This is a genomic window from Actinoplanes subtropicus (genome assembly GCF_000721705.1).
GTDB lineage: Bacteria > Actinomycetota > Actinomycetes > Mycobacteriales > Micromonosporaceae > Actinoplanes > Actinoplanes subtropicus.
In genome coordinates, this window is the sequence record NZ_JOJL01000056.1 from 15726 (window position 1) to 34558 (window position 18833).

The window sequence follows — 18833 nt, forward strand, 5'->3', positions numbered from 1 at the left end:
GCTCGACGCCGAGGCTGCGGGTAGGCGCCTGCTCCAGGTTCATCGCAACGTCGGAAGGTACGCCCGTTGGCGCATCTGCTGCCCGGGGCGCCGCGGGTAGCCGCCGGAAGGTCAGGCGGTTGGGGCATGGCGAGCACGACGCGGCTGCACGCGATGATCGGCCGGCGACACCGTCGGGGATTGCGGCATGCAGGCGACGATCGGCATCGAGACTGGGGCTTGTGGGTGCAGGTGCCCGGGAGACCGGGCTGCACCGGCGGACCGTGCGCAAGTACTTGAACGCCGAGCTGGGGCAGGCTCCGCCGCGGCCGCCGCGGCCGCGGCGGCCGCTGGCGGTGGACGCGTTCGCGCACGTGATCGACGCGTGGCTGCGGGCGGAGTTGTTGCTCAAAGGCACCGTGATCCACGAACGCCTGGTTGAGCAGTACGGATTCGCCGGCAACTACCAGCGGGTGAAGCTGTATCTGCAGGAGGCCCGGCCGCGGATCGCCGCCGAGCTCGGGATCGCCCCCGACCAGTTGGCCGGGCTGCACCGCCGGTTCGAGGTCGTTCCGGGCGCACAGGCCCAGGTGGACTGGGGCGACGAGGGGGCCGTGCTGGCTCATGTCGGGATCGGCAAGGTCTACTCGTTCCACATGGTGCTCTCGTACTCGCGGGATCCGTTCTGCTGCTTCACCACCAGCCAGGATCTGGCCGCGTTCTGGGACTGCCACCGGCGGGCGTTCGCGCACTTCGGCGGGATGCCCAGCTTGCAGGCGCGTTCGCCTGGAACGCCGAGGTGAACGGGTCCGATGCCTGCGTGCCGGTGCTTGTCGCGAAGAGCGCACGTCTCCACCCGCTCGCCAGCGCTCCTCCGGGAACCCGCGTCATCACCGCGGCGACGCTGAGCACGCTCAAGGACCACGTGCGCGCCTTCACCGCCGAGATCTCCAAGGACCGGGCCTGGGAACGCCCCGAAGCCGTCGTGGCCGCGCTTCAGCGCCACGATCTGACGCCTGACCGCGTAATCACCAAGCACAGCACGAAGGTCGAGCCTGCCGGGTCCTAACTGGTTGTCGAACGCCGCTACCCCGATCGCCCGGGCCGGCGCAGTGCGGTGGCGCGTTTGCGACTCGCCTTTGAGGGCGGGCCATCCGCGCACCTCGAACTCAATCGACTAGTGCATCAGTGCACCCAGATGCCTTGGGGTGAGAGGCTGCGGGCCAACCGCTGTCCCGACTCGCTGACCGGTGTCGACCATGACACGTCGGTCGCTGGGCACCCGAAGTCCTCGGCCAGTGCGTGGACGAGGGCGTTTCCAAGGCCTCGTGCCCGGTGGATCGCGGCAACCCAGATGAGGTCGATGGAGGGACGCGTGCCGGTGTCGTCACCGGTGTATGGGGTGTCGGGATCGAGGTTCCAGCGCTGGTGCCGGTCGAGGTCCGCGGCGACCAGGTAGCCGATCACGTACTCGACGGAGCGCAGGAGGTACGCACGTCGGTTCGTGCTGCTGGGTTCCGGCCGGTTGCCGGCCTCCCAACTGGTGAAGTCGTAGCGGTTCTCCCGTTTGGGAGCCATCGCGACCTTCGCCGCGAGCCGGCGCCACGCCACGCTGGACTGCGTCGTCACGACGGCGACGTTCCCACGTCCCCAGGAGATGTTCTTCGGAAGCCGCAGGCCGATCGACCACAGCTGGTGTTGTTGCTCGTGCCGGCCGACGCCGAACTCACCGAACGCGTTCTGAAAGCCACAGGGGCAGTCCGATAGCGGCCGCGCGGCGACGTTGCGGAACGCCACGGGTACAGCCGCTCGCCCACCGTCCTGATCACGGATGCGTTCATCGAACGGCCGCCACGGACGTTCGTCTTGCGGTGCGTCGGTCCACCGGTCAGGACGATCTCGATACTCCTCGGGGAAGGCGGCACGGCTCAGCCTTTCCGCCGGCGACAGCTGCGGCCGCACCCAGACTCCGGCCGCCGTTGCCCGCCCGTTGAGACGGAGCCCCTGGCGGCGTGCCGCGTGACGAAGGAATCGAAGGAACGTCGTCGGCCGGGCGTCGAAGTCGGCGCCGCGCCTGAGTAGCCGTTCGCCCGGGGCCAGCCACTCGTCCAGGGGCAACGCCAACCTGCCGACCATGGCTTCCAGGCCGGAGAGATCCGCGTCGAGCTCGACGGCGCGCAGGACCTCGACGACGTCGTCGACGTACGGGTACGGCACATACAGCGTGATCCATCGATCGCCGCCCCAGACGAAGCTCGCCGAGTCGCCGTCGAGGGAAAGCCGGTCGATGAACACCATCCTGAGCTTGTCCACCGCGTCGTGGAACTCAGGCGGCCAGGCGGCGTTCTCTTCGCCGTGGGCGTCGACGTAGTCGTCCCTGTCCAGCACGACCACCGCGTGCCGCCGCGCCGGCCGGATCACAATCTTCCGGCTACGATACGAATGCGGCTCCGGATCAAGGAAGAGAACCTGCTCGGTCATCGCACCCCGGTTTGGTTTGTGTCCGACGGGAGCAATCGTCCTTGATCACCGCGACCGCCCTGCTGGACAGGTGAGAGGTTCGTTCGCACCTCGTGTAACGAGTGGCATCAGTGCATGCTGGCGCCGTCATCCTCAAAGGACACGCCGGCGAACTTGTGAGGAGATCTGGGAGCCTCGTCTCATGCCGTCCACGGCTCCTTGTACGTCGACAGGAGGCGGCCGTCTCCGGCACCGAGGGCATTGGCGATCAGGTCGTCCCAGTCGGTGTGCTGGAGCCAGTTCTTGCCCATGAGGTGGGCCGTCCAGCCGACCAGATCGCGGAAGGTCTGAATTCGCGTCAGCTCAATGGAATACCCGCTGCTGCGCGGAACCGCGTCGCAGGTGGTGTGCGTGACGTGCCAGCGAGCGGGCTGTGGGCGGGTGACGAGGTTACTGACCTGTATGGGCTCGGCATCGGGATGTTCGGCCTCCCACGCCGCTGTCAGGCGCTGCACCTGCGCGAGGTCGCGATCGTCCACCCAGAGGTGGCCGTCGCTCGGCGCGACGGTCCGGGCGCACAGGTCGCATACCCCGGAAAAATCCGGTTCCGGGTTCTCAGCCACGACACTCCTCATGCCGACGACGTCCGCTCCATCGACGATGCTAACCGTGTGAACGCCGTCATCACGTGCGTCCGGTCGGAAGCTGGGAACGACGAGGGGCATCGTGGCTGGCCCTGCTCGTAATTTCATGCGCGCTGCGCTCGCTGTCGACGATCTCGGCGGGCATCGTTGGCCGGGTTGGCGCTCAGGTGACCGGTGAGCGCCAACAGGGTCCGCTCGCGCTGAATGGTCTGCTCGGGCTAACTCCCCGCGAACGCGGGGAGGACCCCGATCGAGTACGAGGCCCGGGAGGACGCCGGATGACCCCCGCGTACTCGAGGTCATCCGGGTCAGGCTGCGTCTGAGTCACCGCGCCATTGTCTCCATCCCCGCGCCTCGGTTACGCGTGAGGCGGCATGATGACGGCTGCGACTCCGCGCGCCTTCGGCCAGAGGACCGATGACCGACCAGAGCGGGCGCCACTCCGTGAGTGTGGCCGCCGTTGTGACCGATGACGCGGCCGGATCCTCGTCATCCAGCGACGCGACAACGGCCCTTGGGAGATCCGGCGGCTTCCTCGAACTGCAGGAGTCGACTCCGGATGGCGTGCGCCGCGAGATCGCGGAGAAGACCGGCCTGGTCGTGAAGGTCGACCGGCCGACCAGCGTCTACAAAGAACGCGAATCTTGGCGTCGTTGCGCTCGTCTTCCGGGCTGCGGTGGTCGGCGACCGGGAACAGCCCACCGAAGAGAGCGCCACGGTCGACTGGTGGACGCCCGACCGGTGGCCGGGGAGATGCAGGAGACGTTCGCCGTCCGCGTCCTCGTGACCGCATCTGCGCCACTGATCGCCGGCACGTGCAAAAGACCGGAAGAACGCCCGCGTACGCGCGGAGAACTGTGCCGGCGAACTGGACGAACTGCCCTATCTGGGTCACCCTTAGCCATTCAACGGTGATTCACACCCGCGCGTAGGAGCGGTCGTACCCGTCCTCTACCCGCCAGCCTCGTGGGGGCACTGCGCGCGGTGCGCTGCCTCACCGGCGGCTGGTAGTCGTGTTGCCCAGCATGAGCACTCGTCATACCCGATGGCGACCGCTCGCCGGCGCTGCCTTGGCCGCAGAGCCACCCGGTGCTGGATTACGAGCTGGCCGGAAAGGTGAGGGTCTCCCGGTGGTTGAGGTGCCCTGCGTGGCCCACTTGAGGTCTTCTTGGCGCCCGCGACAGGATCTTGGTCGGCTGACGAGGGGAGGATCCCTTGGATGGTGGCGCGGAGCGCGTTTGCTGTGTTCCCGGTGATCGTGACCTGTAGGTCCAGCTCCTCGGTGAGGTCGTCATACCGCAGCTCGAGGTGGAAGACGTCGAAGAGACGCCGTTGCTGCTTTTCGGTCAGCCGGCTGATCGTGAGATTGGTCCGAGGGACGACCTCCAACAACGCCGGATTGCTATTGGCCGGGATCTGACGCTGCCGCGTAAGTTCCGCGAGTAGATCCCTTTTCTGCCTCAGGGCGGCGAGCATGTCCCGGAACCTTGCTTGAATGCAGGATCGCCAAGCCTGATCGAAGTCGTGGTCTCCGGACGGCTCGAACTGGTCGAGTTCGGTGAGCAGGTTGTTTTGGCGGCGCTGCAATACCGCGATGTCCTCGGTAACCGCGGCCGTGTGTTGTCCGTCACTGAAGATGCCGACCAAGCCGTCACTGAAAATTCTGACGCGGAAAGCCGTATTTCGGGCGGCTGAGATCGAAGCTTGTCTGCGAGGTGACGCCTTGGTCTGCGAGGTGATGCCGGGATCGGCGTGGTGATTGGTCGTAGGCGACGCTCGCCGGGGTGACGCGTCACCGTGCCGAGGAGAAAGTCCGTCACCGCACCGAGGACAGGCACCGACGGGCATCAGGCTGTCGAGGAGATCAACAACCGGCCCGCGGTGACCATGACGACCTGATCCCAGGGACGGGCCATCCCGGCGTTGGCGGGGTCACCCAGCCGCAGCCGAGCGAACAGGTCACGTCGATGCCGCTGGGCGATCAGGGCCGGGTAGTCCACACCGGTCAGCGGCTTCGGCCGCGTGGCCGGCTCCAGCCCGGCGGCGTGGGCCAACGACCGAGCCGCGACACCCAGCGCGCGCAGTGCGGCGCCGACCGGGCGGTCCGGGGACGGCCCAGGTGCCCAGCAGCCGCCGGTGTCCCCGCCCATACTCCGGGTCACCGCCACCGCGGCGGCGGTCAGCGCCGCGGCGCCACGCGCCACGGCCCGCAGCCACGCCTTCACGGTGCTCACCGGCGCTCCGGCGGCAGCCGCGGCCCGCCGGTACCCAGCCCCCTGAGCCGCAGCGGACAACGCGGCGCCGACGACCTCGACGCCGTAGGCCCGCCGCGGCAGACACCACGCCGGCAACAGGACATGAGTCACCCGGCATGAACGGCACCGGGCCCGGCCCGGTGCCAGCCGCACCCGGACCCCGCCAGCCGTGGCCACCGTCCGCGGCCGAGCCGCCGACCAGGGCCGCAGAACTCCCGAACAACCAGCCTGCGGACAGCGCATCGCGCCCGCGGCCAACGCGACCCGGGCGGCCTCAAGGTCGACCACTGTGATCACCGACGTCAGCTCCCAGCATGCATCCCAGGCTCGCCGGGAAACCACCCGAACGGAAAGGGGTCGACTCGTGTTGCGGCCCGGTCCCGGCACACCCAACCGTGCCGAGCCCTCGCCACGCAACCACTTCCGTCCTACCCGCCCCGCCACTGCGCCGAGCAACTCCGGCCACCCGTCGATTGCCGCCTCACCCCGCCCAGCAGCACCCCGCCGACCGCCGCGACCGTTTCACCGGCCTCGTCGGCACGGTGCCGACGCCGACGAACAACCTCTCCCCGACCCCGGCGGGAGTCGGCTCATCCGCACGCCCGATGACGCCCCAGGCTCCTCACGACGGCATCCACGGTGACGGTCAACAGCCGTGCTTCCGGTGCCCTCGTTGTCGCGTTCTGGCTGGTCGATCGACTCGGCGAGGAGGTGCGCACGCGCTTCACCGAATATCCGTCGCTCAAAGAACCGGTCCAGCACGGCGATGATCTTGTCTTCCCGGACGGTCACGTGCGCCCGGTGGGTGTCGAACCACGGCCGGTTCGCGTGGTGGCGCGGATCCGGGGTGCACCGATAGTAGGCGTTTCGGCGCACGTTGTGGCCCCACATGCGTCGATCGCACAGAGCGTGGCGCAGGTAGGTTCGTAGAAGGCAGGTCCGATTCGCTTGCGGGTTTCGCGTGGGTTCGGATCGTGAGCCTTGGCGGTATCTGCCCACCGTACTGGCCGCCTCGAAGATCTCGCGGGTGACCAGGGGTTCGTGGGTCGGACGGGCCGACCACACCCATGCCGTCGGCGGGTTGACCTTGCCGCGGATGCCGCGTTCCGGGCGGGCACGTTTGCGGCGGTTCCACACCATGTACCCGGTGTGTTTCGGGTTGTCGAGGACCTCTCGGACGTTGCTCGCCGTCCACGCGCCGACCCGACGCCGCCGTCCTCCTCCGATGATCGGATCCGGTGGCGGGTAGCGTCCGGGTTCCCGGTTGAGTCGGTCGGCGATCGCCTGGTAGCCGATCCGGTCCAGAGCCCGAAAGAGAAAGATCTGGGTGACGACCGGCCCGCGGACGGGGTCCGGGACGAGACGGTGCTTGGTCTTGCCCAGTTCGGCCTTGTTCTTGACCGGGTGGCGCGTCTTGACGGCGAGGTACCCGTACGGGGGCTTGCCGATGTTGAAGCCCTGGTGGGTGTGAGTCTTGGTACCACCCCAGGACAGCTCGGGCATGTTGAGCACATACCACTCAGAGATCGCCTGCTTGATCCGTCGAGTCAGGGTGGGTGTCGCCCTGCGGAACGGTGCGGCGCTGTCGCCGGCCCCCGGAACCGCGGCCGGGTCGATGCCCTCATCGGCGGCTAGCAGAGCAACGCCAGCTTGTTCCAACTCGAATTCGATCTTGGTGCTGGAGTAGGTGGTTCGAGCGACCCGTTCGATCGACTCGCACACCACCGCGACGAAACGGCGATCCGCCCCTTGTGCCTCTGCAAGCAGATCCGCGATCCCGCCGTCGCGGGCGATGGGGATGTCGAATTGCTGGTGTGCCGTGCCGTTACCTCGGCGTTCGATGTTCGCGCGACCGGACTCGATGTCGTAGAACTTCGCCACGATCACGAACCCTGCCGGCAAGGCATTGCGGGAATTCTCCAGCTGCCGCGGGAGTGACAGCGTGGGGTCTTGTGCGTCGTCGGTCGAGGTACGTCCTATCCAGGCGACCGGCACCACTGCCTGTTGGTAGGTCTCGGGCATGTTCTGGTCGCCGACGACACGAAGCCAATCAAGGAGGCCGGCCTCGCTACTGTCCCCGTTGGTCTGCGAAACGTCGGACGGTTGCGTGTTCATCTCGTACTCCATCTTGATCCGCGGTGGCTTCCTGAACAGCGAAAATGCGCGGGCGCGCCTCCGCCCTTTCCCACCCGCCGGACCCGCCGGATCGATGGTTGGCGAACTACTCCAGGGGCCCGCCGAACCCAGGGGCCAAAGGCTGCCGGCGAACGCTCATGGCAGACGTCCGTTCCTGTCATCAGGTCGATCAAGGTTCCGAGACTTCGTCGGCTTCAACATCAACATCGGCGAGGTCCGCCGATTCTGCGCCATCGTCGTCGACCACCTCAGCGCCTCGCTGTGCCCGCTCGGCACGAGAGGGTTGCGCAGCAGCGGTGCAAGCCCAGCCAGCCATACAACGGTCTTCTCGATGACCAGGTCGCGGCTTGTGCCGGCGCGAAGAGGAACAGGCGAGGCTGCGTCGATGCGGGAGCAGGTCGGTGCCGTGCGTTGAATGCCTGAAACGCGTGTGGACGCTCACGTGAGCGTCCACAGCGGGAGTGGCGTCAGCAGCCGGTGCGGCTGACGTAGTCGGCCTTGTTGCGGTTGGTGCCGACGTCGGCGATGGTGCGGTGGTTGGTTCCGGCGGTGAACAGCACGGTGTCGGTGGTTCCGGTTTCGTTGAGGAATGCGACGGTGCCGGTGCTCATGTTGTAGTGCACGGATTCGATGCGGTTCTGCCAGGCCCAGGTGGCGAGGTTTTGCCAGCCGCAGCTGGAGAGTTTGCCGCGGGGGTAGGTGTAGTTGACGCCGTCGTAGAAGCAGAACCAGCCGGAGGGGCAGTCGGCGGCGGCGCGCACGTTCGGGTCGCGGGCCAGGGTGACGATCAGTGCGCCGCCAGCGTAGGACAGATCCCGGGCGCCGATTTGTGTTCCCCCTGGGTGCTGATGTAGCCAGGCGTCGATCTTGGCTTGGTCGTCGGTAGTCGCCCCAGCTGCGGAAGTGCCGGTTGCCCGTGCGGCCAGCGCGGGTTGCGCGTACAGAGCGATGCCGAAGGCGAACAGAGTCGGCAGGAGCACGGCGAGTATCCGGCAGGTTCGGAAGTGGTCCACGGTAGACCCCCGTAGTAGTGATGGCCCTCCCCGAAGACTACTAAGAGTCATCAAGCAACTACTCATGGTCAAATCATGCTGCTCGGTCCGCAGCGCCGGGCTATCGCCCGCCGGTTCCTGCTCAGGCGAGGAGTGGCCGGTGCAGGCCCTTAAAGCCACGTCCGTTTCCTCACTATTGGCGGGCCTTTCCGCGACGTGGCCGGTGTCGATTTGATCACGAACGGGGATCTTGGTCTGGGTTCGCCGGGAGTCCGCAGAGATGTATGCGGAAGTGTTTTCCGGCTGGAAGGCGGCCAGACATCGTCACCGTCGACGAGGGAGACCGTTTGGACGAGAAAGAGGCTGATCAGGCGTTGGCCGACCTGATCGCCGATCACAACTCGGTTTTACGGCGGTACGCGTATCGCCTGCTCGGCGGGGAGGAGGACGCGGAGGAGGCGGTCAACGATGTTTGGTATGCGGCGCATCGGCAGCTACGTCGAGGTGGTCACGTCGAGCACTGGCTTAGCTGGCTGCTGAAGGTCACCGGGTACAAGGCCGCGGATGTGAGGAAGAAGCGCGGCAAGCAGGCGGTGCCTGTCGCGTTCGAGACGGGATGGCCGGGAGGGGCGGGAGCCGAGCTCGACGCGGTGGAAGACCGTGCCCTGCTCCGGGCCGCCGTGGACAAGGTCCTGCGGGACAAACAGACGACCGCCGCCGGCCTGTACACCGTATGGGCGCGGGTCGAAGGGCTGTCGGACGCGCAGATAGCCGAACAACTCGGGATATGCGTGAGCACGGTGGACAAGACCCGCCGCCGTACGTATCGGGCGTTGCGCGAGGCGATTAACGCGTTGTCGGCGGAGCAGACGAATCGGCCGGTCACCGTCCGGCCGGAGCAGGAGAGGGGGCAATGATCATGTCCAGCCACAAGCCGGAATCGCCCGCCAGCAGACTCAGCGACGATGACCTCGGACGCCTGGTGTACGAGGCGGTCAGCCCGCACGCCGGCGAGCGGGCGCCGACCGCGGCACCGACCCCGCAGCAGATTTTGCAGCGAGCGTGGCGACGTCGCCGTGCCCGGCGGCTGCGGCTGCTGGCAGCGGTGACCCGGTGCGCCGCCGTGGTCGTCGCCGTCCTGATCATCACCGCGGGGATCGTCGTGGCCAAACGGGCTGCCCCGGCCGGTCGGGCCGCGGCCCGACCGGCGGTAGCGCTGCTGCCGCTGCCCCGGCCGTCGACATGGCGACCGGCCCGGGTTGGCCTGACCCGGCTGTCGCAAACGGTTGCCCGGCTGCACGAGACACCAGCCGCCGGCCGCTACACCTACACCCGTACCAGGTTGTGGGCACGCGACGCGACCGCTGCCTCGCCCGCGAATGCGGTTACGGTGTTCGACGAACAACGCTGGTGGAGCGCCGAGCGCGCCGGGCGCCAGACCCGCGCCACCGTCACCGGGTGGTCCCCGGGGCAAGATCCCGGACCGGTCCGGCGACCGGACGCCGGCGGCGACGAGTCCTACCGGACCGGCCAGATGCCCGTCGTGGTTCCCGATCTGTCGAGCAACGTCTTCGTGGTTTCCAGCCAGCTCGCCGAGCAGCAGGATCCTGCCGACGGGCCGCAGGCGACCCTGCGCGCCGTACGCGAGGTGTACCGCTTCCACGATCCCGTCCCCGCACAGCGGGCCGCGCTCCTGCAGGCTCTCGCCGACACCGATGGGCTGCTGATCGCGGGCACGGTCGACGGCGGTATCGGCCGGCGGGGCCTGGCCGTGCTCGTCGACAGCGACCACGGCGCCACCCGCGACATCGCGATATTCGATCCCGTGACCGGGCGGATGCTGGCCTACGACACCGTCTGGCTACGCGCTCCCGCGGCCGTCACTATCGCGACGCCGGCCCTGGCCGACTCGTTGCTGCTGATCACGGCGACCCGCACGAGCAGCATCCGGCACGCGCCTTGACCCCGGGGCAAGGAGGTCGTCTGTGCCCACGGGCCAGCCCGGCAAGGTCGGTTGGCCCGGACGGGCTGTGCCGATCCGGGACGCTCGCGCCACAGCGAACGGTGTCAGGCGGTCGCGAAGCGGTAGCTACCCAGAAAAGCCTTGGCGAGCCTGCCGTAGAGACCCGCAGCGCCGGGCAGCCCGTTGAGCAGGCCCTCGGCCTGATCGCGGTCGAGCTTGATGCGCAGGTCACGGTAATCGGCATTGTCCAATGTGGCAACGTCGCGCAGGACCGCCCCGCTGATAGCTTCCCGAATGGATGCACTGTCGCCGTAGACGGGATCGAGAAATATGGCGAACCGGGGGTCGACACCATAGTCGGAGGCGAGCTTCTCCAGCGCGTTGTAGGTCTTCTCGACGGCTTGGTAGAAGTCTTCGCCACGCACGGTCAGGGCTGCGACCCCCTCGTCGGAGAGCGCGGCGAGAAGTCCGATGAAGAAGTCGTCAAGACTGAGATCCTGGTGCATGGTCCCCCTCTGCTCATGCCGGCGCTTCGAGCGCCCGGGCGATGCTGTCGTCCTTGCGACACGTCGACTTGATCGACCGGAGTCTTTGCTAGGTAACGGGGGCGAGTAGCCAAGTTGACGGACTCGTCGTGCGGCGCGCTCCGATGATCTCTGCTTAGGGTCATGATCGGCAGCGCACTCGCGCATGTCGATCCGACAAACGTCTATATCCCCTGTTCACGGCTCGATGGACGCCGGTTCCAGCGCGCTCTACTTGAATGCTTTCCCCATCATAGGTGCAACGGGCACCAAACGGACACCACTCTGGGGAGTGTTTTGACTACCCGAAGCGACATTTCGGCCTCTGGTGGAGGTCCGCACTCCCTCAGCGCCATGCGTCCCGCCCCCCTCGCCGAACACCAGGAACGGCTTGAGCAATGGGCCGCGTCCCTGCTTGATCCGTACCTGCGGCGACTGGAACGACACCGCGACCCCGACGGGGACGTGCAACGGCACCGCCGCCCTTACGAAACTGCGAAGGAATTCAACGATCCCGTGTGGGGCACGCTGCAGCTGCGCCCTTGGGAAGTAGTCATCGTCGACTCCCCATTGCTGCAACGCCTGCGGCGGATCCGGCAGCTCGGTGTCGTGCACTTCGTGTACCCGTCCGCCGTACACACCCGGCTGGAACACAGCCTCGGCACCGTGCACCAGGTACAACGGCTGATCACCAGCATCAACGAGCACGGCCTCGTTGGGCAGGGCGAGGAACGCAGCACGGAGAAGCCCATCTCCGAAACCCAGGAACGCCTCCTGCGGCTTGCCGCCCTCTGCCACGACGTCGGTCACGGCGCCATGTCCCACGTCTCGGAGTACTCGATCGAGGAAACGCGGCCGTGCGAAGACATCCGGCTCGCCTTCCAGAAGCTGCACCAGCGATCCTCGCCGAACCAATTGTCCGAGATCGCCGCCTACTATCTGATCGGCTCGCCCGCCTTCAAGAAGCTCCTCGATGCGGCATTCAACCTTTGCCCGGCACCCAGCACCATCCGGGACCTGGCCGCCAAACTGCAGTCCATCGTCATCGGCAAGAGCATCGGCGGTGACGTCCTGCTGCTCCACGAACTGATCAGCGGGCCATTCGACGCCGACAAACTCGACTACCTGGCCCGCGACGCCTGGATGTGCGGCGTCCCGAATGCCGCCGACATACCGCGGCTCATCCAGAAGGTTCGGGCGGTCCGCAAAAGCCAGCCGGCGCTGCCGAAGAACCTCAAACGACTCGCCGCCGACGACAGCGACTCATACCTGGTCACCGGGATCGCACGCAGCGGCGCCCGGACCCTTGACGAGGTCTCCCTGGCCCGAACCATGATGTTCGACAAGGTCTACCGCCACCAGAAGGTCCGCGCGACCGAGGCGATGGTCTTCAGCCTGATGACGCAGTTGCAGACGGTATGGCCGCACCACCCCGCCATGCTGCCGTTCGCGCTGACCGACGAGGACCTACTGGCACTGACCGAAGACCAGGTCCTAGCCCTGTCGGGCAAACCCGCCGACCAGCTCAGCGAACAGGCGCGCAACGCGGCGCTAGCCGTCGACTACATCTCCCAGCGGTTGCGTGACCGGCGCCTGTTCACCCGCGGCTTCGCGTTCGCACCACACATGCCCGCGGACCCGTACCTGCACGAGCTCGACCACAGCACCGGGCTGAAACAGCTGATCTCGGACTGCTGCAACAACGGCGAACGGGCCCGCATCACCTCCGGGATCGCCGACCTAGTCCGAGAGATCTGTACCGCGCTTGGCCATCTCGATCTGCTGCAGGTGCCCGGAGGGCAACTGGAACCGTTCATCTGGGTCAGCCCGCCGAAAGCACCACCCAAGTCGACCGGCGCTGAGACCGGTCACGCCTACCTTATCGACGAGAGCGGTGAGCTGTTGCAGGCCGAGGACGACACCTCGGAATCGGCGGGATGGTCTGAGACAGCGATCATGACCCGCGAGATCGGCTACATCTTCACCTTGCGCCGCCTGTCACCGATCCTCTACCTCGCCGCCGAGGCGTACGTGCGCCTGCGGTACAAGGTCAAGATTCCGGAGTCGATGCTGGCGGACGCCAAACAGAACCGCGTGGTGATCGACGAATACCGCCGGCGGCTGCACACGATCGGCTGGTACCGCGACAAGCCGCTCGACCTGCGACCGCTGCCGAACGTCCTGCGGCAGGGCGACGCCGCGGATCGTGTCGACGAGGTGGTCGGCCGGCTGCGTGGCTACTCCGGGCCGCACCAGGACCCGGCCAAGGGCTTGCCGACACCCCCGTCCACGATCACCCGCGAGCGGGTAATCGCGTTCGTCCGGCAGTTTGATGATGACCTGGTCGACACTGCCCTGCGCGTGCTGGCTCACATCAAGGTCATCGGCCGGGCCGACGCCAACCAGGCAGTCGAAGCGTTCTTGACCGATAACCCGGACTTCAGCCCAGCCAGCTACTGCGCGCTTGGCGAAGTCAGGGACTCGTCGGCGCTGCTCACGTACTACGTCGGCGACGTCGCGCAACGGCACGTGCTCACGCAGCGGCGGCTTACCGAGGCCCTTGCCCTAAAAGAACCCATCATCTTCGTGGATGACCTCGTCGGGCGAGGAAGTCAATCCATCTCCATCATCGAAAGCTGGCTCGGCCGTGAGCCAAGCGTCGACCTGAAAGAACGCCGCACCGACAAACTCGACCGGCACCACGCCGAACTGTTCCGCGCTCATCGCCTCGCCTTCGTTTTCATCGCCGGTCTCGACGCAGGCGCCCAGGCGCTGAAACAACGGATCGCCGAACTCGGCTTGAACGCCGAGGTGTACATCTACCTGAAGGAAGAGTCGTTACCGTTTCTCGACGAGGTGATTACGGACCTGGACAATCGCAACAAATTCGTCGATTTCTGCCGCGAGGCAGGCTCACGTCTGCTGGCGTGCCCGGACCGGTCCACGCGCTGGGTTCAGGACCGCGCATTGGGTTACGGAAACCGGGGGCTCCTGCTGGTCAGCACCTACAACACGCCAACGGCCACCCTGACCTGCCTTTGGGGCTCCGCCGACGGGCATTTCCATTGGACCCCGTTGCTGCCCAGGCGCAAGAAGAACTGATCTCCCACCTCAGGAAGATCACGCCACAAACGCCCCTCCATTCTGCGCCCGCCTGTATCGCACGACTGCCCAGCCCGGCGCCGATGCCGCCAGTCCAACGCGGCACGGCCGGCGCCTGGCGCCCATCGAGTTGCCGCGGATCAGGCACACCAGCACGCTCGCCGAGTGGACGACGCCGACGGTGCGACACCGACCTGCACGATCATCGGGATCCGATCCTGGCCGAGGTTCGAGGACCCGGGAACCCGCCTCAGGCGAGGTCGAAAGCGAATGCATTGTTCACCACGACGACGGGATGCGGGGGCTCATCGGCGTCGGCAGACTACGCCGCCCTACTCGAGGAGGCTCCACGCTTCAACGCGGAGCAAGACACCGGCGCTACCTGGACGTTGGAGTGGGGTAACGGTCCCGCGGTCGACGCCGCCGCGGCCAAGACCGACCTCGGCGGTGCCACCCTGGCGTTACCACCGCGGCTTCGGGCAGAAGGCGCTGGCGATCACCGCGATCCGGCTCGCCCGGGCCGGCCAGTTCAACCCGGACGCCGGCGGCTGGCAGCGGGCGGACACCCAGGTCGAGGACGCAATGCTCACCATCGAGCATCCGCAGCGACCCGACGACGATGTCCACGAGATCCTTGCCGCGGTCCCAGACCCCCACGCCCCGATCCTCGCCCACCCGGTGCGTCGGGCGGTCATATGGACAGGTAGCCACACCGCGGGAGACCATCGATGCTGGTCTCATTCCTGGCCGCATAGCCGGACCGCAGGGACAGGTGGGTCGATGACAACCCCTTCAGCGAACCGCGCCATCCAGCGTGCTTACACGCAGGTACGCACATCCACCGGACAGATCCTGCTGACTGACCTGACGAAGACCCGGCTCGGGGCTGTCCAGAACCGCTTCTTCCGGCTGTTCGTCCCGGTGAAGCGGAGTCGGTTGAGGCTGCCGACCGGTCTTCCGGAGTTCAGCGGCATGCGGCACCTGGCGACGCTGTCGGACAGCCCGGTGCTAGCGGCTGCCCGGCTCGGCGGGCACTGGAGCGATCACAATCTCGCGGCCATCTGCCACGTCGCCGCCTGCAACCTGCGCTGCCCGTACTGCTACGTGGAGTTCCGGCATCTGAGCGCCCAGGACAGTTTTCAGGCCAGCGCCGCCGATCTGATAAGCGCGTTCGTGGCTCTGCGCCGCGAACGGCAGCAGGCCGGAGAACAGTTGTCCATCCTGCGCATCAGTGGCGGAGAGCCCCTGCTCGTTCCCGAATTCATCGCCGACGTGCACGACGAACTGCGACGACACGACCTCGCCGAGGTCTGCCTGCTCAAGGTTGAGAGCAACATGACCGCCTTCGCGTACGCCTTGGAGTCCGCCCCTGTTGGGACCGCCGCCCGGTTGCATTCGATCGGCGGATTGGCGGTCCACGTCACCATCCATCCGACGCCCGATGACGCCGACTGGCCACGGGTCCTCATGGGTCTGCGCCGGGCTCTCGAACTCGGCATCGACGTCTACCCGGCGATCGGCGGCGCCGGCTGGAGTGACGCCCATCTGTCCAGTTTGTATACGGCATTGGCCGAGCTGGCACCCGATCTGCCGTTGCGTCTCGCCGTACGTCCGTTCAACCTCTCGTACGACGCGCTGACCAACCGCCGCGGCCTCGACCGGTATGCCGTGCCGGCCGGTCCCTCCCCCTCGATGCGCTGGGAGCAGTTGACGAGCGCGAAGCGGGGCAGGCGGTATCTTCAGTGCCCACGGCATCTGGTCTCGCTAGGAGATCCTGCGAAGGGAGCGGCATCGTGAAGGCGCGCGAGCTGACCATCTGCAGCAGTTCCAAGTACTACGACGTAGTGCGGACCGTCACTGGCCAACTCGCCGAACGCGGGATCACTGTCAACACCCCGCGGTTCGACTTCAACGAGCAACTCGTTGAGGTAACACCGGAGCAGAAGCGGGAGCTCACCCACGAGTTTCTCGACAAGATTCGGCGCTCGGCCGCAATCTACATCGTCGCTGCCGACGGCTACACGGGCCGCAGCGTCTGCATCGAGACGGGTTTCGCGGCCGCGCTGGGCCTGCCCGTCTACATCTCGGAGCCACCGGCCGAAGCGGCCATCGCCGCGCTGGTCACGGACATCGTCAGCACCGCGGACGCACCGGACTTCCTCGCCAAGGCGCTGACGGACGGCAGGTGAGAATCTGCGCGCCGTCGCTATCAAGCCGCCTGCACAAACCGGCCTACGCCCATCTCCGGACCACGTTCGGGCTGACCGAGGAGATCGAGCAGCACCGGCAACTGCGGTTGTGGGCCGGGGACCACGACATCCTGCTATGCCGGGGCAGCGACGTCCCGCAGGTCGTGGCACTGGATGTCGCGGACGTCGGCCTTACCGGCTATGACGTTGCCGTCGAGTGGGCACTCGCCAACGATCGGGAACTGGACATTCGCGATCTGGGCCCGAGCCGTGCGTCCTTCGTGTGCTTCGTGACCGTCCCCGGCCGCCGGGTGGGCCGGATCTACTCCGAATATCCCGCGATCACCACCCGCTGGCTAACGGAGTCGCGGCAGTACGGCCAGCTACCGATCGTGTCCATGCACGGCTCCTCCGAGGCGGTAATCGCTGCGGACCCACTGGGCGGCGGGGTCCTGCTGGTCACCAGCGGCGACACGCTGCGCGCCAACGGCCTCAGCGACGCCTTCCCGCTGCTGTCCACCGACCTGTGCCTTGTGTCGCTGCCTGGCCGGATGCCGGAACGCTGGGGTGACCGGCCGACCGCGGATTTGCCCTCATTGCCCGTGCCAGGAAAACCGCCGATCGACCGCTGACAACGCCCGTCTCATCCGCCGCAGATCCCGCGCACACTGCCGCGGCATCGCCGCCCGCAGCCACCAGAGCAGAAGGTCGGTGGGATTCGGCGAACTACGCTCCCGAGCGGCCACCGAAACGGCCCAAACGTACTGAAATGCGAGGGCGTGGCGCGCGCCGTCGATCGCGAACGAGAGCCGGAACCAATCGCCGGCCTCGGGCGGCAACAGGAAAACCTGGTCGCGCCGACGGTGTTCGCTCAGACTCCGTGCCAGGGCCGGCAAGGTGAGGTCGCCCGGCGGCGTGGCGACGGTCCAGTAGATGCGGCCGCTCAGCGACAGATTGGCGGCGCTCTCAATGATGCCCAGGCAGCAGGGCGAAGAGATTTGCCGTGAGCGCATCGTCACCGCGGCGGCGGGAGGGCCTGCTGCCCAAGCCGACGTTCCAGGTGCAGCAGCATCAGGTAGGGCTGAGCCTCCTTTACCCGCCTGCGCCAGGTGAACGCATTCAGGGCGTACTTCACCAGGACGCTCGGCGGCATCACCATGCCGAGCACGTCGAACGCGACGTCGGCGGCGAGCGCACCGGTCTCCGAGCGCAGGTTCATCCGGGTGGTGGTCTCGCGGTACCGGTTGACGATCTCCTGCGCCGCCGCCTCGGGCGTGATGAGCGGGTCCATGCCTTGGGATACTGCGAGAAGGGAATCGTCCAGCAGCCGACGGAACCCGGCGTTGTGCCGGCGGGCGACAGCAATCTCGTCAGGGGTGAGCATGCTCAGAGGGCCCAGCCGCAGCCGACCGACGACCTCCTGCGCCACTGCCTCGCGGAACGTGGCCGGGCGGTCAGCTCCACTGGGCTGGAGCAGAATGCTACGGGTGGCAGGGTTCCCGAGTAGGCCGTCCTGGCCGAGCTCAGCGGAGATGACCAGGGAGCTCAGTTGGTTGCGCAGGCTGACGACCTCGGCGACGCCCTGGCGCAGCAGGCGGCCGGGATGGCGGCGGTAAGCCTCTTCCCTGCTCACCCGCAGCATGTCGTTCATCTCCGAAAGCCGCTCGGCAAGTCCCGCCGCTTCGACGACGACGTCGGCGGTGCGGCGGTCGGAACCCGGCAAGAACGGGGCGCGCACCCTGCCCGCGTCATCGACCTCGTACTCGTGCGCCCAGAGGGAGATGAGCTTCTGTTCGTGCAGGTCGGTTAGCCGCCGGTCGATCTGCCGGGCTCGGGGCTTGTCCAGGCCGGCGACTTTGTACGAGGCCCGCACGGCGACCGCGTCAGCGAAGAACACCACCGACTGCAGCACCCGGTCGATTGTCTTGAGGTCGACCGTACCGCTATCCAACAGGGTGAGCACCCGGCTCATCGGGGCCCCCGCATCGGCAACAGGAAGTCAATCTCGTAGAGATGGGCGCTCCAGCAATGCAGCTGCAGGCGCGCGTCCGTTAGGCCCAAGTCCAGCGCCATGTCAGTCGCCACACGCGCGAAGGCCAGCAGCTCCGGCACCAGGCCGAGCATCACGTCCACGCTGCGAACAGTGAGGAACAGCCAAAGTACGTCATCAATGACGCGGAAACACCCGCCGACGGGCGAGACCGGGAACTCGGCGCCCAGGTCGTCGCCGACATCCCAGAGGTCGAACACCGCGCCGCGCGTGCTTTCCTCGGCCCGGAGCAGGCTGCGGATCTCGTCGAGCTGATCCCGGTCCGTGCCACCGGCCGTACTCCTGCGTCGCAGCCGCCGGTCCAGCAGGGAGTCGACTCTTCCCTCGCCGAAGAGGCGACTGGCGTAGTCGGTGATGAGCTCTGGAAACGCGAAATCGGCGGGCGGTCGCCGGTCATGCGGATCGAGCACGACGATACTGAGACCGGGTAAGTCGAAGGAAATGCCGTGCCGGGTCGAAATGCGGGTGGCCTGCTCGCCACGGCAGGCGGCCACGATCTGCGGCCAGCCGGTGGCCACGTTCTCCATGACGATCTCCAC

At 67.1% G+C, this 18833-nt stretch carries 18 protein-coding genes and 1 pseudogene; 9 read left to right on the plus strand and 10 right to left on the minus strand.

What is annotated here, in order from left to right; genetic code table 11:
• The first annotated feature begins 221 nt into the window (after positions 1-221).
• Both IH26_RS0148530 and IH26_RS0148535 read left to right on the plus strand, forming a co-directional pair.
• A complete protein-coding gene (locus IH26_RS0148530) occupies positions 222-782 on the plus strand; it encodes a DDE-type integrase/transposase/recombinase (RefSeq protein WP_030443111.1) in 561 nt (186 codons plus the stop codon).
• Positions 783-799: 17 nt separating this feature from the next.
• The gene (locus IH26_RS0148535) at positions 800-1048 is read left to right on the plus strand and encodes a hypothetical protein (protein WP_157437789.1); all 249 of its coding nucleotides are present in this window, start codon (positions 800-802) and stop codon (positions 1046-1048) included.
• Positions 1049-1164: 116 nt separating this feature from the next.
• Here the strand turns inward: IH26_RS0148535 and IH26_RS0148540 are convergent, their stop codons facing one another.
• Positions 1165-2460 carry a hypothetical protein gene (locus IH26_RS0148540; RefSeq protein ID WP_030443113.1) on the minus strand — a complete coding sequence of 432 codons (1296 nt, stop codon included), beginning with the start codon at positions 2458-2460 and terminating at the stop codon, positions 1165-1167.
• 179 nt (positions 2461-2639) lie between these two features.
• Complete coding sequence (locus tag IH26_RS0148545; protein WP_157437790.1) at positions 2640-3062, minus strand: hypothetical protein; 423 nt, start codon at positions 3060-3062, stop codon at positions 2640-2642.
• Positions 3063-4574: 1512 nt separating this feature from the next.
• Here IH26_RS0148545 and IH26_RS60725 point away from each other — a divergent pair.
• Positions 4575-4778 carry a hypothetical protein gene (locus tag IH26_RS60725; RefSeq protein ID WP_157437791.1) on the plus strand — a complete coding sequence of 68 codons (204 nt, stop codon included), beginning with the start codon at positions 4575-4577 and terminating at the stop codon, positions 4776-4778.
• A gap of 152 nt (positions 4779-4930) precedes the next feature.
• Here the strand turns inward: IH26_RS60725 and IH26_RS56810 are convergent, their stop codons facing one another.
• The 4 genes and pseudogenes from IH26_RS56810 to IH26_RS0148565 all read right to left on the minus strand — a co-directional run bounded on the left by IH26_RS56810 (position 4931) and on the right by IH26_RS0148565 (position 8487).
• Positions 4931-5317, minus strand: a complete 387-nt coding sequence (locus tag IH26_RS56810) for a hypothetical protein (protein WP_157437792.1) — start codon at positions 5315-5317, stop codon at positions 4931-4933.
• Between the two features lie 60 nt (positions 5318-5377).
• Positions 5378-5581: pseudogene (locus IH26_RS64845) on the minus strand (DUF6431 domain-containing protein); the annotation flags it as partial.
• Positions 5582-5860: 279 nt separating this feature from the next.
• The gene (locus IH26_RS56815) at positions 5861-7465 is read right to left on the minus strand and encodes a recombinase family protein (RefSeq protein ID WP_051809901.1); all 1605 of its coding nucleotides are present in this window, start codon (positions 7463-7465) and stop codon (positions 5861-5863) included.
• Positions 7466-7941: 476 nt separating this feature from the next.
• Entirely contained in the window at positions 7942-8487 is a 546-nt protein-coding gene (locus IH26_RS0148565) for a peptidase inhibitor family I36 protein (protein WP_169789931.1), read from the minus strand.
• A 326-nt stretch (positions 8488-8813) separates the two neighbouring features.
• Here IH26_RS0148565 and IH26_RS0148570 point away from each other — a divergent pair, with 326 nt between their 5' ends.
• Both IH26_RS0148570 and IH26_RS0148575 read left to right on the plus strand, forming a co-directional pair.
• Positions 8814-9383, plus strand: a complete 570-nt coding sequence (locus IH26_RS0148570; RefSeq protein ID WP_030443119.1) for an RNA polymerase sigma factor — start codon at positions 8814-8816, stop codon at positions 9381-9383.
• Positions 9380-10429, plus strand: coding sequence for a hypothetical protein (locus IH26_RS0148575; RefSeq protein ID WP_030443120.1), 1050 nt, complete (start codon positions 9380-9382; stop codon positions 10427-10429). Before IH26_RS0148570 ends, IH26_RS0148575 begins: the two co-directional genes overlap by 4 nt.
• 104 nt (positions 10430-10533) lie before the next feature.
• Here the strand turns inward: IH26_RS0148575 and IH26_RS0148580 are convergent, their stop codons facing one another.
• Positions 10534-10935: a hypothetical protein gene (locus IH26_RS0148580; RefSeq protein ID WP_030443121.1), complete on the minus strand. Its 402-nt coding sequence runs from the start codon at positions 10933-10935 to the stop codon at positions 10534-10536.
• 372 nt (positions 10936-11307) lie between these two features.
• Here IH26_RS0148580 and IH26_RS0148585 point away from each other — a divergent pair, with 372 nt between their 5' ends.
• From IH26_RS0148585 to IH26_RS0148600, 4 genes are all read left to right on the plus strand, one after another.
• Complete coding sequence (locus IH26_RS0148585) at positions 11308-14055, plus strand: HD domain-containing protein (protein WP_169789932.1); 2748 nt, start codon at positions 11308-11310, stop codon at positions 14053-14055.
• A 447-nt stretch (positions 14056-14502) separates the two neighbouring features.
• Positions 14503-15852, plus strand: a complete 1350-nt coding sequence (locus IH26_RS0148590) for a radical SAM protein (protein WP_030443123.1) — start codon at positions 14503-14505, stop codon at positions 15850-15852.
• Positions 15849-16244, plus strand: a complete 396-nt coding sequence (locus IH26_RS61745) for a hypothetical protein (protein ID WP_030443124.1) — start codon at positions 15849-15851, stop codon at positions 16242-16244. The genes IH26_RS0148590 and IH26_RS61745 overlap by 4 nt, the downstream gene beginning before the upstream one ends.
• Positions 16241-16876, plus strand: coding sequence for a hypothetical protein (locus tag IH26_RS0148600; RefSeq protein ID WP_030443125.1), 636 nt, complete (start codon positions 16241-16243; stop codon positions 16874-16876). The genes IH26_RS61745 and IH26_RS0148600 overlap by 4 nt, the downstream gene beginning before the upstream one ends.
• On the opposite strand, the gene IH26_RS60730 is transcribed toward IH26_RS0148600, so the two are convergent.
• From IH26_RS60730 to IH26_RS0148610, 3 genes are read right to left on the minus strand one after another with little or no spacing between them, the layout of a single operon-like run.
• Complete coding sequence (locus tag IH26_RS60730) at positions 16838-17263, minus strand: hypothetical protein (RefSeq protein WP_157437795.1); 426 nt, start codon at positions 17261-17263, stop codon at positions 16838-16840. The two genes, IH26_RS0148600 and IH26_RS60730, sit on opposite strands and share 39 nt — an antisense overlap.
• Positions 17260-18216, minus strand: coding sequence for a hypothetical protein (locus tag IH26_RS0148605; RefSeq protein ID WP_030443126.1), 957 nt, complete (start codon positions 18214-18216; stop codon positions 17260-17262). The genes IH26_RS60730 and IH26_RS0148605 overlap by 4 nt, the downstream gene beginning before the upstream one ends.
• Positions 18213-18833 carry a thymidylate synthase gene (locus tag IH26_RS0148610; RefSeq protein WP_030443127.1) on the minus strand — a complete coding sequence of 207 codons (621 nt, stop codon included), beginning with the start codon at positions 18831-18833 and terminating at the stop codon, positions 18213-18215. The genes IH26_RS0148605 and IH26_RS0148610 overlap by 4 nt, the downstream gene beginning before the upstream one ends.

Excerpts from the sequence above, each read along its gene's own strand:
- IH26_RS0148540 (WP_030443113.1), bottom strand. The coding sequence starts at position 2,460 with ATGACCGAGCAGGTTCTCTTCCTTGATCCGGAGCCGCATTCGTATCGT.
- IH26_RS56815 (WP_051809901.1), bottom strand. The coding sequence starts at position 7,465 with ATGGAGTACGAGATGAACACGCAACCGTCCGACGTTTCGCAGACCAAC.
- IH26_RS0148575 (WP_030443120.1), top strand. The coding sequence starts at position 9,380 with ATGATCATGTCCAGCCACAAGCCGGAATCGCCCGCCAGCAGACTCAGC.
- IH26_RS0148580 (WP_030443121.1), bottom strand. The coding sequence starts at position 10,935 with ATGCACCAGGATCTCAGTCTTGACGACTTCTTCATCGGACTTCTCGCC.
- IH26_RS0148585 (WP_169789932.1), top strand. The coding sequence starts at position 11,308 with ATGCGTCCCGCCCCCCTCGCCGAACACCAGGAACGGCTTGAGCAATGG.
- IH26_RS0148605 (WP_030443126.1), bottom strand. The coding sequence starts at position 18,216 with ATGAGCCGGGTGCTCACCCTGTTGGATAGCGGTACGGTCGACCTCAAG.